Annotated in this window: 11 protein-coding genes; 9 read left to right on the top strand and 2 right to left on the bottom strand. The window is 26.6% G+C overall.

Going from position 1 to position 15,705, the window contains the following annotated elements:
* Nucleotides 1–11: 11 nt before the first annotated feature.
* The 7 genes from A9601_RS14875 (at nt 12) to A9601_RS14845 (ending at nt 13,022) form a co-directional block, all read left to right on the top strand.
* Nucleotides 12–3,194, top strand: coding sequence for an exodeoxyribonuclease V subunit gamma (locus A9601_RS14875; protein WP_011818642.1), 3,183 nt, complete (start codon nt 12–14; stop codon nt 3,192–3,194).
* Between the two features lie 3 nt (nt 3,195–3,197).
* Nucleotides 3,198–3,671 carry a methyltransferase family protein gene (locus A9601_RS14870; protein ID WP_011818641.1) on the top strand — a complete coding sequence of 158 codons (474 nt, stop codon included), beginning with the start codon at nt 3,198–3,200 and terminating at the stop codon, nt 3,669–3,671.
* Nucleotides 3,672–3,683: 12 nt separating this feature from the next.
* Nucleotides 3,684–7,310, top strand: a complete 3,627-nt coding sequence (locus A9601_RS14865; RefSeq protein ID WP_011818640.1) for a UvrD-helicase domain-containing protein — start codon at nt 3,684–3,686, stop codon at nt 7,308–7,310.
* 1 nt (nt 7,311) lies between these two features.
* Nucleotides 7,312–9,015 carry an AAA family ATPase gene (locus A9601_RS14860; RefSeq protein WP_011818639.1) on the top strand — a complete coding sequence of 568 codons (1,704 nt, stop codon included), beginning with the start codon at nt 7,312–7,314 and terminating at the stop codon, nt 9,013–9,015.
* Between the two features lie 138 nt (nt 9,016–9,153).
* On the top strand, nt 9,154–10,935 hold the full coding sequence (locus A9601_RS14855) for a DEAD/DEAH box helicase (RefSeq protein WP_011818638.1): 1,782 nt from the start codon (nt 9,154–9,156) through the stop codon (nt 10,933–10,935).
* 147 nt (nt 10,936–11,082) lie between these two features.
* Entirely contained in the window at nt 11,083–11,238 is a 156-nt protein-coding gene (locus A9601_RS18895; RefSeq protein WP_225866245.1) for a hypothetical protein, read from the top strand.
* Nucleotides 11,239–11,249: 11 nt separating this feature from the next.
* The gene (locus tag A9601_RS14845) at nt 11,250–13,022 is read left to right on the top strand and encodes an ABC transporter ATP-binding protein (protein WP_011818636.1); all 1,773 of its coding nucleotides are present in this window, start codon (nt 11,250–11,252) and stop codon (nt 13,020–13,022) included.
* A 14-nt stretch (nt 13,023–13,036) separates the two neighbouring features.
* On the opposite strand, the gene psbP is transcribed toward A9601_RS14845, so the two are convergent.
* The gene (psbP, locus tag A9601_RS14840; protein ID WP_011818635.1) at nt 13,037–13,594 is read right to left on the bottom strand and encodes a photosystem II reaction center PsbP; all 558 of its coding nucleotides are present in this window, start codon (nt 13,592–13,594) and stop codon (nt 13,037–13,039) included.
* 103 nt (nt 13,595–13,697) lie between these two features.
* Between psbP and recR the strand changes: the two genes are divergently transcribed.
* On the top strand, nt 13,698–14,297 hold the full coding sequence (gene recR / locus A9601_RS14835; protein ID WP_011818634.1) for a recombination mediator RecR: 600 nt from the start codon (nt 13,698–13,700) through the stop codon (nt 14,295–14,297).
* A gap of 3 nt (nt 14,298–14,300) precedes the next feature.
* Complete coding sequence (lipA, locus tag A9601_RS14830) at nt 14,301–15,200, top strand: lipoyl synthase (protein ID WP_011818633.1); 900 nt, start codon at nt 14,301–14,303, stop codon at nt 15,198–15,200.
* Here the strand turns inward: lipA and A9601_RS14825 are convergent.
* Nucleotides 15,188–15,697 carry a hypothetical protein gene (locus tag A9601_RS14825; protein WP_011818632.1) on the bottom strand — a complete coding sequence of 170 codons (510 nt, stop codon included), beginning with the start codon at nt 15,695–15,697 and terminating at the stop codon, nt 15,188–15,190. The genes lipA and A9601_RS14825 overlap by 13 nt on opposite strands.
* Nucleotides 15,698–15,705 lie beyond the last annotated feature (8 nt).

The following is a 15,705-nucleotide window of genomic DNA, read 5'->3' as shown; positions in this document are numbered from 1 at the left end:
CATCTAGTAAATTGCTCAATCTTTATAAAACAAATAAAATTGAAGTAATTAGTGAGCTGTTAGCAGAGGAATTAAAAATATGTCCTCCGCCTATAAATGAGAAATTAGAAATAGTAGTCCCCAACTACTTTTTGGGTAATTGGTTACGTGAACAAATAACTATAAAAAACAAAATAAGTGCTCTTTATGAATTAAAGACAATATCAACGTATACCGAATCTTTATTGACAAATTTTTTCCCTGCAATTGATATGAGCGCATGGAATTTTGAGTCAATTAAATGGGGCATTATTGATTCCTTGGAAGAATTAAATGGCTTTAAAGAATCATTTCCGCTTAGAAATTGGATTAATAAATATTTGGATAATAAAAAGACAATTGATGGAGACATATATAATCTGACAAAAAAGATCACGAATAATTTTATTGATTATCTGATTTTTAGACCTGAAATGATTGCTCAATGGAATAGATATGAAATTAATTCATCTAATCTATTTAAGAATTTAAACTCAGATCAATTTTGGCAACCTATTTTATATAAATTATTAGAGGAAAAGATACCTGAAAAGCCATCATGTTTATACATGATTGAAGTAATAAAGAATTTAAGAAAAATTAAAAACATTCAATTTCAAGTACCAAATCAAATTTATATTTTTTCGGATAATAACTTATCTAAACTACATATTAATTTTTATTCAGAACTTTCAAAATTTATTAAGGTAAATTTGTATTTATTATCTCCTGGAGAAGATTTATGGAATAGAATAAATTGTCTTGAGGGTGAGTTGGAATTTAATGATAATGAAAGTAAATTGAATTTAAATAGTACAAATATAGAGAAAATATTTGGAAAATTTGGAGCAAACTTTCAGAAATTAATTGATGAAAATATTTATATAGAAGGTATAAATTTAAAAAATAATCTTATTTATCTCGATCCAACAACTAATTTTCATAATAAGAAAGATATTCCTCTTCTTAATCAAATACAAAAAAGACTAATTGATAATAATAGCGTTGATTTTATTCTAAGTGAAAGGGATGATTCAATATTACTTTGTGAGCATTTTAATCAGAATATTCAATTTGAATATTTAAGAAATAAAATTATAGAAATAATTAATTCTTGCGAGAATATTAAATATAGTGATATTGCTGTTTTATCTCCACAAACTAATTTAATTAAACCTTATCTAAGGTACATATTTAATAATGAGTTAATTAATGGTGAAAAGATACCTTATTTTTTTATCGATGAGGATAATAATGACTCTTCAGGAATTTATGAATTTCTAATTGACATCACTCAAATAGCAAGTGAAAAAATTACACTTGAAAAAATAGATTATATTCTTTCGAAAAAAGTAACTCAGAATATTTTTAATTTTACAATTACTGAGAAGGATGAAATTATTTTCTTACTTACCCAAGCGGGGTTTCATTGGGGATTAGATGATAAAGAAAGATTAGGTGAAGAGAAAAATACTCTAGATTGGTGTATAAATAGAATTACTTTAGGCTTAATTTATGACAAAGAAGTAAATTTAAGTATTTTTAATTTAAAACCATTTAGCTATAAAAATATAAGTTTGGATTTGAATAAATGGGTTAAAATATTAATTAATTTAAAAAAATATATTAATTTGATAAGGGGATCTTTTTCTTACTCGAATTGGGTTGAAAAGATAAAGTTTATATTAAAAAGTATCGCTGATTCTAATGCAAATTTCAATTTAGAAATAAGTGAAATAAATAGAATTCTTGATAATCACGCAATACCTTTAATACCTGATGATCTTATCTTGTTAAAAGTTTTTAGAGAAATATTAATTTCTTGCATAAATAAAGCTAAATATCAAAGTAAATCACGAGTCAACAAGATCCTTGTAAGTGATATTGAGAATTCAAGGCATATTCCACATAAGGTTATCTTCCTAATAGACATGAATAGTGTTAATTATCCAAAATTACCAAAGAGTGAAAACATTAATTTATTAAAAAACAAATATCATTTGGGAGATCCATCTGTTTTTGAAAGAGAGAAATATGCATTTCTGGAGTTGTTAATTTCCTGCAGAGATAAATTTATAGTTAATTGGGTAAAAAATGATAAAGACAATAAAAAATTAGATGTTTCTTTTCCTATAAAAGAGTTAATTTCTTTTTTTGATAGTTTTCTAAACCAAAGCCAAAGAGGACTAATAATTAAAGATTCTGATTTAAAAAAAATTGAAATAATTGATCTTGATAAATCTAAGATTGTTAAAAGTAATTATTCTTTAATGGAAGATATAGATTGGAATGAAAAAAAATCTGATATTAAAAATTACAAATTATCAGAATTGATTTATTGGTTCAAGACTCCACAAAAATATTGGCTTAATAAAAACAATATTTATCCCAAGGAAATATTTATTCATCATCCAGATGAGGAGTATGTAAGCAATCTGCAAAAGTCACAACTAATTACCAAAATAATCCAGCAAGTAGAGATTGGTAATCATAATATTGTTGATTTTTTAAATGAATTAAATATTAATGATCAATTGGCTGAAAATGGCATTATTATGCCCAAAAATAGTATTTTTACAAAAGAAAAAGAAATCAAAGACTTATTAATCAGTCTATCTGCAAGTCTTAGTCAGCATAATAAGATTAATAAAATCTATGTTAAGTTAAATGCGAATAAAGAAGAATATTTAATCGCTGATGACACCGTAATTGAATTAATTAATGCGAAGTTAAGTTTAAGCCGTTTGATTGAGGCTTGGATAAAATTACTCTTTATTTCTTCTTTAAAGAGGAATATAAAAAGGACTAAAGTAATTTTTAGAACAGAAAATAATTATAAATCGCAAATTATTCAATCACCGGGATTAACTGAATCAAATCTTATTTTGGAGGAGTACATAAATATTTTTAAAAATTATTCTGAAAAATGTTTACCTCTTCCTCCAGAAAGTGCCTATAAATATGTAGAAGCAAAAATAAAATCAAAAAATGAAAAAAAAGCTTTCAGAGATAAATGGATTGGTAATAAAAATTTTTCTAAAGGAGAAAGAGATAATATCGAAATGAAAATGTGTTTTGGTAATGAAAAAGAACCAGAATTCTTTCTTGGAAATAATAATTTTGATCAATTATCATACAGAATATATGGTCCTCTAATTAAAGCATTTAAGAAATAATAAATGTCTAAATTTCAGTTAAAAAATTTTTTTAAAGCTGTTTATGAACGATTACTTGTTTTTTTACAGTTCTTTATTATTAGTCTTCATTTTTTTCAATGGGAATTTTTTCTTCAAAAACAAATAATTCAAGAAAGTCCTTTTTTTTATTTCCTAGGTATTTTAATTATCATAATCGCTTTCATAATAATGTTAGTTTCAATTAAAGACTTAGGAAGCAATTTATCCCCTTTCCCAAGACCTATAAACAATAGCAATCTAGTTACTACAGGTATTTATCGTTTTACACGTCATCCTATGTACTATTCTTTAATATTTATTTCTATTGGAGTTTTTATAATAAAATTATCTATTTATTATTTATTTTTGACAATAAGTTTATGTTTAATAATTAAATTTAAGATTGACTTGGAAGAGAAATATTTAATGAAAAAATTTAAGAATTACTTACTTTATAAAAATGAGGTCAAAGTTTAATTTAATAAAAAAATGGATATTAATCAAATTAAATTAAATAAAAAATTTAAATTAGTTGAAGCAAGTGCAGGCACTGGTAAGAGTTTTACTTTGGCACACATAGTTTTAAGAAATGTTTTGGAGAAAAAAGTTAAACCAGATGAAATACTCTTGCTAAGCTTTACAAAAAATACTTGTTCTGAATTAAGAGACAAAATTCTCTCGAGATTTCTTAATTTAAAATTATATTTGCAAAGTTATAAAGAATGTAAGATAGATAATACTCTTAAGGATTGGTATCTAAATTTTAAGGATAAAGATAAATCTAAGGAAAAAATAATTTCCGAAATTGACAATTTTATAAATCAATTCTATAAGTTAAAAGTAACTACGTTCCATGCTTTTTGTAATAATATTATTGATGAATATAGTATTGAAATAGGTTTAACACAAGATCCATATATTGAGAATAATATTGATAATTTGTATAAAGATGTAATAGATAATTTATGGATTGATGATTTTCTTAATCTTAATCATGAGCTTATTTCAGCAGTATACAAAAAAAAAATAAGTTCTAGATTTGGAAGTAGGATCAATAAGTCATTTTTTGTAGAAATTTTAAAAAATATAGATCAAGAAAATATCTATAAATTTCAAATAAATAATAAATATAAGATTATTGATTTAAATAATTATTTTAATGAATTTTTTTATTTAAATTGGAACGAGTTTTGTTTTGAATGGAATAAGAAAGGTAAGGAATTATTTTTACAACTCATAGAGTTGGGAAAATTAATTAAGGAAAGTGGTGGAAAAAGTCAAATATATGCAGCAAAACCAAGAAATGATAAGTTTAATCAAATAAATTGTTGGATTGAAGAGATTAACAAAAGGCTTAATTCTAAAAATGTTATTGATTTCATATATGATATTTCTAAGGATGATCTTTTATCTAAATATTTTTACATTGAAAATATATCTAAAGAAATTAATAAACATAATATTAAATTAGATTTTACTAAATTTAATTTATTACAAGATAAAATTTATAAAATAAAAGAAGGCTTTTTTACTGAATTTGTAAGAATATTTACTCAATTAGCTTATATAAAATTATTTGAATTAAAGAAAAGTTTTTCTATTTTCAACTTCAATGATCTTATAAAGACTGTAGAAAATACATTTCTAGATTCGGAAATTAGTAATAGTAATACTCTTTCTAAAATTCAAAAAAGATTTAAATGTGTCTTAGTTGATGAGTTCCAAGATACAGATATTACTCAGTGGAATTTAATAAAAAAGTTCTTTAATACAAAAAATCATTTTTTACTTTGCGTAGGTGATCCAAAACAAGCGATTTACAAATTTAGAGGTGGAGATATTGAAACTTACTTAGATGCAAGATCTAATGCAATCGAAGTTTTTAGTCTTACAGATAACTATAGATCCTCAAAAAACTTAATCGATGTTCTTAATAAACTTTATAAGAATGGACTTAAACAATCAAAACTAAAATATAGTAAATTAACCTCAAGAATCAATGAAAATATTAATCCTGAATTTAAATTTAAGGATGTATTTGAAATTGTAGAATTTTCAAAAAAAGAGACTGATATAGAGGATCTTGTAACTCATTATATAGTTAACTTTATTTTAAATAATAAAGAAATTGATATTAATAAAATTGCGATTCTTACATTAAATAATTCTCAATGCTTAGATTTTAAAAAAAAATTAAATCAGTTTAACCTGCCATGCAAAATTCAAAATAAACAAAATATTTTTGATACAGAAGCAAGTTCTCTACTATTTTTATTCATTGAATGTTTATTAAATCCGAGGTCTTTAAAAAATATAACTTTGCTTGCTACTTCAAAGTTTATAGAAATAAAATTAGAAGATTTACTTGATCATGGAATTAGTAATAATTTAGAAATTTTAATGAATAAATGCATTACTTGGTCCCAAGAACTAAGAGAAAAAGGTTTTTTAAATATTGTTAATGAACTAGTTATAAATTACAAATCATCCTCGATTATTCAAGATTCAGATTTAAATTCAAATTTATTTCAACTTTCAGAAATTGTTGAAATAGAATTAATAAATAATGATTTAGATCTCAATATAGTCTTCAACTGGTATAAAAATCAGTTAGATCATATTTTAAGAATTTCAACTGGAGAAGATTTTTTGACGAAAGATTATAATCTTCAAAATGGAATAAATCTTTCTACCATTCATAGTAGTAAGGGCCTCGAATTTGAAATAGTCCTATGTCCATATCTCTCAATTATTTCAAATAAGTTAAATAAAATTAAAGGACCTCTTTGGAAATCAAATATTGATAGAAATATATACGTTAATATTTCTAATAATTACGCGAAGGTTGAAAAATTTAAATTAATAGAAGAAGAAGATCTATTCAAAGAGAGTGAGAGGTTAATTTATGTAGCACTTACGAGGAGCAAATATAAACTTATTGTTTTTAATGATTTAGAGGATACAAATAATATTTTAAATAATGATTTACTTAATAATTTGGAAAATATAAATATTTATAAGTCTACTTTTAAAGTTAGGATAGAAAACGAGAAAATAAAAGAAATTTTTTCTAAGTTCCAAACCAACCGATTGAATAATAATCTTTGGAAAATCGATAACGTTAATAAAAAAATATCTAATGTATTTAATTCTGATCAATTTATTTCTTATTCAAGTTATTCTTCTTGGATACGTAAAGATAAAAATATTGAAGCAGTCATTAATCAATATAAGGATTATGAAGATAATATATCAATTATCAAAGATTCTAATTTTAAGAATTCAAAGAACTATCCTAATTATTTCTCTCATCCAAATCCCTTAAGTGAATTTCCAAAAGGAACTATTGCTGGGACTTGCCTGCACAAAATAATAGAAAGATTTGAATTTAGAAACGATAATAATCAAGAATTAATTGATTTAATTATTGAGGAATTGAACTTTCATCAAATCGATACTTCTTTGGCTTTTAAAGTAAAAGATGCGATTTTAAGAATCATAAATATATCTTTAGGAAGAGAATTACAAAATAAGAAACTAGTTGATATTCCAAATGAATACTTAATTAAAGAACTCAAATATGATTTAACCCTATCTTATGAAGGTAGAAATATTAACTCTAATGATATATCAAATTGCTTTTTTTTAGATCAGGATTATGAATTTGGTGAAGAATATGCAAATAAAATAAATGATCTTCAAATTATGAATAAAGGCTTTCATTCAGGATGTATTGATTGTATTTTCCCTGTAGGAAATAAATTAGAAGATAGTAAATGGTGGGTAATTGATTGGAAAAGTAATTTGATTTCTGATAGTGATAATAGTGATTGTTTACCAAGAAACTATAACTATGAAAACATGAGAAATGAAATGATTAAACATCATTATCCATTGCAATCTCATCTTTATTTATTAGCATTGCATAGATTATTAAAGTGGCGACTTAAAAATTATCAACCACAAAAACATCTAGGAGGATATATTTATTTATTTTTAAAGGGATTGCCAGATTTTGAATTATTTGAAAAATCTAAGTCTGAAGATATATCTCCAGGTATTTTTATTAGCAAGGCACCTTTAAAAAGAATTAATTATTTAGATAACCTTTTTTAGAATGACTAAAACCTCTACAGATATTGAAAAGTTCCAATACGATCATATATTTAATTTAATCTTAGGTATTTTCAAATTTAGTGAAAAAAAATATGGAAATTTCGTAAAGGATGTAATAAGAATCTTATTAGATTTTGAAAAAAATGGTGAAACTATTATTGATGTTGATAATAGTTTAATAATCTTTGAATTATTAGAAGATGGCTGGCCCAATAAACATATACATGTTCTAAAAACTATAGGTTTGATTGGTTCCCTTCATTCTCCATTCGTATTAGTAAATAGAAAATTATCCTTATCAAAATGGTCAAAAAAGATTGAAAGAGTTATTAATTCATTCCTAAAAAAAATAGATACCGTTAATTTAATGAACTCAATAATTTTTAAAGATGATAATAAAATTGATGAAATTAAAAATATATTTAAATATTCAAACATAGTTTTCCTTCAAGGAGGACCAGGTACGGGTAAAACCACTTTAATAATTAAGTTAATATTAGAACTCCTTCAGATTGATAACTTTTTAAATATTGGTTTGTCTGCTCCAACTGGTAAAGCTACAGCACGTTTAAAAGAAGCTCTCAATGATAAAAAAAATATTTCCTTCAATAAATTTCTAGACCAAATAGAATTTCAAACTTTACATAGATGGATTTTAAATTCTCAAAATAAATCTCTTAAGTTGAAATTTAAACTAAAAGAGCTTGATATTTTCATAATTGATGAAATGTCAATGGTTAATATCGATTTGATTGAATCAGTTTTAGATTTGCTAGCAAAAGACTGTAAAATTATTTTAGTTGGAGATAAAAATCAATTGTCTCCAGTAAATAACTGTTCTATATGGAATTATTTGTTTGAATATTCCGATAATAGTTCAATTAAATCTTGTGTAGTAAATTTAGAAAAAACTTATAGAAATATTGGAGATATAGCATTAATTAGTAGTTTAATATTTAATAATGATTTTTCTTTACTTAATCAAAAGATAAAAGAATTAGAAAAAGATAATAATTCAAAAGAAATTACTATTTCAAAGAGTAGTGAAAAAGATATCCCAAAAGATCTATTATTTTCGATTACAAGTCATCTAAAGCAGTTAAATATTTCAACTTCAAATTTAAGTAAAAAAAAATATATATTTGATGAGAGTATAGATAATTTATTGCTTAATGAAAAAGATTTAGTAGATAAGATATTTCTGGATTTACAAAGTCACTTGATTTTATGCGAAAAAAATTCGGGAATATGGAGTGTTGAATATTTGAATGAAATTGTTTTTGGTCAAAAAAAACCCTATGACCTTAAAACTCTTAAAGAGGGTATTCCCATCATGTGTACAAAAAATAATAATGAACTAGGATTGTCAAATGGGGATATAGGAGTACTTATAGGTTTAAAAAATAAAAGAAAATATCTTTTTAGAAAATTTAATGATAATAACGAAGAAATTGTCTCATTAATTGATCCATCTAATTTAGAAAATGTTGTACCAGCAATAGCTTTTACTATTCATAAATCTCAAGGAAGTGAATCTGAAAAAGTAAACATTTTGTGGTCCCAAAATTATAGAAGAAATAAATATGCTGTAAAAGAAAAAAAAGATGATCAAAATATCTTTTGCAGAGATAATTTTGAAAGAAGGTTATTTTATACTGCTGTTACAAGAGCGAAAAAAACTTTAAATATATTTTATTTAAATTAAATTTTATTTTTGAGAAATTAGTAATATCTCAACCCCTAGATGTTAGATTAATAACTCGGCTCTGCAAGGCTAATCAACAATTTAAGTCAATTTAGATATTTGTTGAATGCCTAATCAGAAGATTATTAGGCATTTAAAATGGCTTTTAAAAAAGATAGTAACTCTCTTGGTAGTGAGCAGGAGAATTTTCATAATGAAGATTCTCCCCTACTAGAGTCTAAGAACTTAGAAAACAAAAAAGAAATTGAATCTCAATTATTGGAAGTATCGAAAGAAAATGATAATGAGAATGGATTTCTCGATTTTGGGTTTAATCAATCAATCTTAAACTCGTTAATAAATAAAGGATATAAAAATCCAACTCCCATCCAAAAAGCTGCAATTCCCGAACTAATGTTAGGTAGGGATTTACTGGGCCAAGCACAAACAGGAACAGGAAAGACTGCAGCTTTCGCATTACCATTAATAGAAAAACTTACAGATAATAAAGAATTAAATGCCAAGGTTTTAGTTATGACTCCTACAAGAGAATTAGCAACTCAAGTGGCAGAATCTTTTAAAAGTTATAGTTCTGAATCTAGTAATTTTAAGACGGTTGCAATATATGGAGGCACCGACTATCGAAATCAAATTTCTGCATTGAAAAGAAAAGTTGACGTAGTAGTTGGTACACCAGGCCGAATAATGGATCATATAAGACAGGGGACTTTTAAAATTAAAGATATAAATTGTCTTGTTTTAGATGAGGCAGATGAAATGTTAAATATGGGTTTTCTTGAGGATATTGAATGGATAATAGATCAACTTCCGGAAAATAAGCAAATGGTATTGTTTTCAGCAACAATGCCTAGTGAGATAAGAAATATAGCAAAAAAATATCTAAATGATCCCGCCGAAATATTAATCAAAAGTGTCAAAAAAGAAACTCAATTAATTTCGCAAAAATTTCTATATGTACAAAGGCATCATAAGTTAGATGCTTTAAAAAGAATACTAGAACTTAATAACGAGGGAGTAATTATTTTTGTGAGGACAAAACTACTTACTACTTCAATAGCTGAAGCTTTAGAGAATTCAGGCCATACTGTGGCAGTACTTAATGGAGATATACCTCAAAATCAAAGAGAAAATACTGTAGATAGATTGAAAAAAGGATTTATTAATATCCTTGTTGCAACTGATGTCGCAGCTAGAGGATTAGATGTTGAGAGGATAAAACTTGTTGTTAATTACGATTTTCCTTTTGACAAGGAAACATATACTCATAGAATTGGAAGAACTGGAAGGGCAGGCAGATCTGGAGAAGCAATTTTATTTGTTAATCAAAGAGAAAAACATTTTCTAAGAAACTTAGAAAACTCAACAAGAACAAAGATTGAAGAAATTAACATACCAAGTAATAAAATAATAAATGAAAAAAGGATGGAGAAACTTATAGATAATGTTAATGAGAGTTTTTTAGCTAAAGATGAAAATGAAGAAAATAAAGCTTTGATTATTGATGTACTAGATAATTTAAAAGAAAAATACTCTATGGATGAATCAAATATTGCAATGGCGGCGATTAATTTAGTAATAGGTAATAAATCATTTTTTGTTGATGAAGATGATTCTTGGATTAATAAACAAAATAATACTGATCGAAATAGATCAAATAGAAATAGTAATAATCGTATGAGAAATTCAAATAGAAGAAATAATTATCAAAATGATTCTTTTGAAACCTATAAATTTAACTTTGGTAAATTTGATGGAGTTAGAGTTGCAAATATTATATCCTCAATCTGTAATTCAACTAATATAAATGGTAGATCCATAGGTAAGATACAGATTTTTAATGATTACAGTTTGGTAGATTTACCCAGAGATCTGCATAGAGAAACTAAAAATAAATTAAAAAAAATTAAACTCAGAAACTAGTTATAGAGAATGAAAGCTAGCAAATATAATTTCTTTATTTTTGTGAATCTGATAATACTATTCAACTCCTTTAATAGTTATTATTTAGCTCAAACGAAACAAAATTCAATTATAAAATTATTTTGTCTTCAGAGTGTCAAAGAGGAGATGATGAAAGCAGAAATGGTATATAGTGAAGAAATTGCGAATGAAACTTGTGATTGTTACTACGAAAAATTCATGCAAACTGAAAGCCATCAAGATGCAAAAACAAAATGTAAATTAGAAACTAAAGAAAATATAAATCATAATAGAAAAATTTAATTATTATTTTTATGAGGTCTAAGAACAATCAAAATCCAATAATTAGACTTTATTTAAATCTGATTGAGGAAAGAAGGTTACTATTTTTTGCTTTTCTTAGTTCCATAATTAATAAAATATTAGATTTAGCTCCCCCTGTAATAATTGGTCTTGCAGTGGATATCGTTGTTAAGGAACAGAATTCATGGATTGCTGGTTTTGGAATAAAAGAAGTTCCAGTACAATTGATTTTTCTTGCATTTGCTTCTGGAATAGTTTGGTCTGGTGAATCCTCCTTTGAATATTTATATTCGATTTTATGGAGAAATTTGGCTCAGCTATCGCAACATAAATTAAGAATAAAAGCTTATGAGCATATCCAGGAATTAGATATGGATTTTTTTGAAAATGATAATACTGGAAGGCTATTATCTATTTTGAATGATGATATAAATCAACTCGAGAGATTTCTAGACCAAGGTGCTAATCAGATTATTCAGTTATTTGTAACTGTCTTAATAATTGGGGGCACTATGCTTTTTGTCGCTCCAAAAATTGCTTTATTTGCTTTCTTTCCTATTCCAATTATATTTTTAGGATCAATTAAATTTCAAAGGAAGCTTGCTCCAAAATACAGAGATGTTAGAAATAAAGCTGGACTGTTGGCATCAAGGCTTAATAATAATTTAAGTGGAATTCTAACCATAAAAAGTTTTACTAAAGAAAAATGGGAACTAGATAGATTAAATAAAGAAAGTCTCGATTATCAAAGAAGTAATAAGGCTGCAATAAAATTATCTTCTGCTTTTATCCCTCTTATAAGATTTGCAATTTTATTTGCTTTTATAGCGATTCTATTAATTGGAGGTTTCCAAACTTGGAATAAGACACTTGATGTAGGTACTTATAGTTTTTTAGTTTTTATTACACAAAGACTATTATGGCCTTTAACTACTTTGGGGCATGTTTTAGATGATTTTCAGAGATCTATGGCTTCAATAGATAGAGTAATTGATCTCATAGATACGCCAATAAAAATAAAGGATGGAAAAATAAATATTGAACCTAAAGATATCAAAGGAGAAATTATTTTTAATAATGTAAATTTTAATTATCCTGGAAGAGATTTAACTTTAAAAAAAATAAATTTAAAAATTGAAAATAAATCAACATTAGGAATTGTTGGTTTAACAGGTTCTGGGAAAAGTACAATAATAAAACTATTACTTAGAATTTATGATAGTAATAACGGGTCAATAACCTTGGATGGGGTTTCTATTAAAGAAATAAATTTGAGGGATTTAAGAAAGTGTATCTCTTTAGTAAGTCAAGAAACTTATTTATTTCATGGCAGTGTACAAGAAAATATTGCTTATGGCTCAATCAACCCAAGTCTTAAAGATATTATTAAAGCTTCAAAGATTGCGGAAGCTCATAAATTTATTGAACAATTACCAGATGGTTATAAAACTATAGTGGGGGAAAGGGGCCAAAGGCTCTCAGGAGGGCAACGTCAAAGAATTGCCTTGGCGAGAGCTGTTTTAAAGGATGCTCCAATATTAATATTAGATGAAGCTACAGCTTCAGTTGATAATGAAACAGAGGCTTTAATTCAAAAATCATTATCTAAAATCACAAAAGAAAGAACAACTATAGTAATAGCTCATAGATTAAGCACCATAAAAAATGCGGATAATATTGTAGTTATTGATAAAGGTAAAATAGTTGAAAGCGGAAAACATGAAAAACTATTAGATCAGAACGAAATATATGCTGATTTGTGGAATGTTCAAGTAGGAATCTAGTATGAATTTCAAAACTATATTAAGAAGTTAAATGATTCAATTACGTTATTAAACATACCGTCAACTTTATTCCACCTTTCTTCATTTGTTCCTACGGCGAAAGTGTAAAGTGTTCCTCGATCAATTACCACAGTAGCTAATTCATGTCTTGCCTGTTCATTTAAATTTAATTCATACTCTAAATCATAGAAAATATGATTGGATGCCTCCCTCTTATTGGCATTTATAAGTTTTACCTTTCTACCTGAACCTTCGGGAGCAATGACTTTATCAATTAATGTTTGACCTACTTCACTTGGGCTTCCTAATTGCTCTAATTGAACCTCTTTATTGACATCAGAAATAACTAAACTTAAGGTCTCATTACTATTTATTAAATCATGATAAATAATTTCAGGTCCTCCATCGACTTTTACTCTTGTCCATCCTGTTGGATACAAAAAGGCATATCTACCATCTGGACTTTGATAAGCTTCTAATCCCGCATTTAGTCCGCCACTACAAGCACTCAGTGTTAAGCACAAAAAAACCAAGAATAAATATTTGAAAGGGTTAAATTTAATATTTTTCATTTTGTTTGAAATTACTAACTAAAAACATAATAAGACATTAAAAGCAAACAATTATGGCAATTCGGAATTTTGCGTCTAAATTATCTCTAGAAATAGTTTAATTTTGATTACTTATACCAAACCACTTTCAAAATTAATCGGTCATTTTGAGAAATTCCCAGGGATTGGTCCAAGAACAGCGCAACGATTAGCCCTGTTTATTTTAAAACAACCTGAAAGTACAATAAGGGATTTTTCAAAGGCTCTTTTAGAAGCTCATAATAATGTTGGCCGTTGTAAAAAATGCTTCAATTTGACTTCAGAAGATGAATGTGAAATTTGTAGAAATACTGAAAGAAATCAAAAACTAATCTGTGTAGTATCGGAAACTAAAGATTTACTTGCTTTGGAACGTGCTCGAGAATTTAAAGGTGTATACCATGTTATTGGTGGTTTAATATCTCCAATGGATTCTGTTGGCCCTGAACTCTTAGAAATAAGGAGCTTAGTAGAACGAGTTAGTAAGTCTGAAATAGATGAGATCATATTGGCATTAACTCCCAGCGTTGAGGGAGACACAACAAGTCTTTATATTGGAAAATTGTTATCACCTTTTACTAAAGTTACGAGGATTGCATATGGGCTCCCAATGGGGAGTGAACTTGAATATGTGGATGAAGTTACACTTGCGAGAGCCTTAGAGGGAAGAACAAAATTAAATTAGATAATGAGAAACAATAATCTTATCAAGAAAGAAAAAATCTTAAGGCTTCCCTCTTGGATAAAATTTCCCATTAGTAAATCATCAGAGTTAGAAAAAATACAAACACTCATCAAAAAATCAAATATTCACACTATTTGTGAAGAAGCAAGATGTCCAAATAGAGCAGAATGTTATGCCTCAGGAACAGCCACCTTCTTACTGGGTGGATCGATATGCTCTCGTTCTTGTGCTTTTTGTCAGGTAAATAAAGGTAGACCTAGTTCTATTAATATTGATGAATGCACTCAAGTCGCTGAAGCAGTAAAAGTACTAAATTTGAAATATGTTGTTTTGACATCTGTAGCTAGAGATGATCTCCCTGATCATGGTGCAAATTTATTTATATCTACAATTGATGAGATTAGAAAAATTGATTCAACAATTAAAATAGAGGTTTTAACTCCTGATTTATGGGGTGGGGGCAAAAATTTTGATGAAACTAACAACCTTCAGACTGAGAGATTAAAAATGATCTTAGAAAAAAATCCAACATGCTTTAATCATAATCTTGAAACTGTTGAAAGATTGCAAAAAGAAGTTAGGAGAGGTGCAAATTACAAAAAATCCCTTAGCTTATTAAAAAAGTCAAAAGACATTGCCCCTCATATTCAAACTAAATCAGGCATCATGTTAGGTCTTGGTGAAACCTTGGATGAAATAAAAAATACAATTTATGATCTTAAAAAAATAGATTGTGATCAAATTACAATTGGCCAATATTTAAGGCCCTCATTCAATCATTTGGCAGTTAAGAAATATTGGGATCCATCAGAGTTCGAATATTTATATCGCTTTTCCAAGGAATTAGGATTCAAGAAAGTATCTTCTGGGCCCTTAGTTAGAAGTAGTTATCATGCGGGTTGACTTCCCTCAATTAAAAAAAGTTTCTTTTCAAGTTTTTTCAATATGGAAGTACATTCCCCGTTCATAAGTGTACCCGCACCACCCCAAACCAATCTTAATAAAAGATCTACTGGGCTATTACCAACTTCTTTAACAATTTTGAAGCCTATTAACTTGAAATATCTTACAAGTTTTTTACTATATCCTTCACTATCAAAAATAGCTAAAAGTCGTGCTTTGTTGCTTGATTTTTTTTCAATTGCCCAAGCCATAGTTGTTGCCCATATTAATTCCGAAACAAAAGCAGGAGCTTTACTAAGGATTCTTAATGTATCAAGCTGAATACCTTGTTTATTTAAATAAGTCCAACCTTTCATTTCGGCCCAAATCTTAATGATGTTATCTTTCTGTTCTGCTATAACGATTCTAAAAAAACATAATCCAAGTGTTTCTCTAGCTTGAATTTTAATTATTAATCCAATGGTACCTGCTAATTTTTCTAATTCTTCAACTTTCATGATTTTGA

The organism is Prochlorococcus marinus str. AS9601 (assembly GCF_000015645.1).
Classification (GTDB): domain Bacteria; phylum Cyanobacteriota; class Cyanobacteriia; order PCC-6307; family Cyanobiaceae; genus Prochlorococcus_A; species Prochlorococcus_A marinus_O.
The sequence above is the reverse complement of the archived record's forward strand: the minus strand, read 5'-3'. Positions and strand labels throughout refer to the sequence as shown.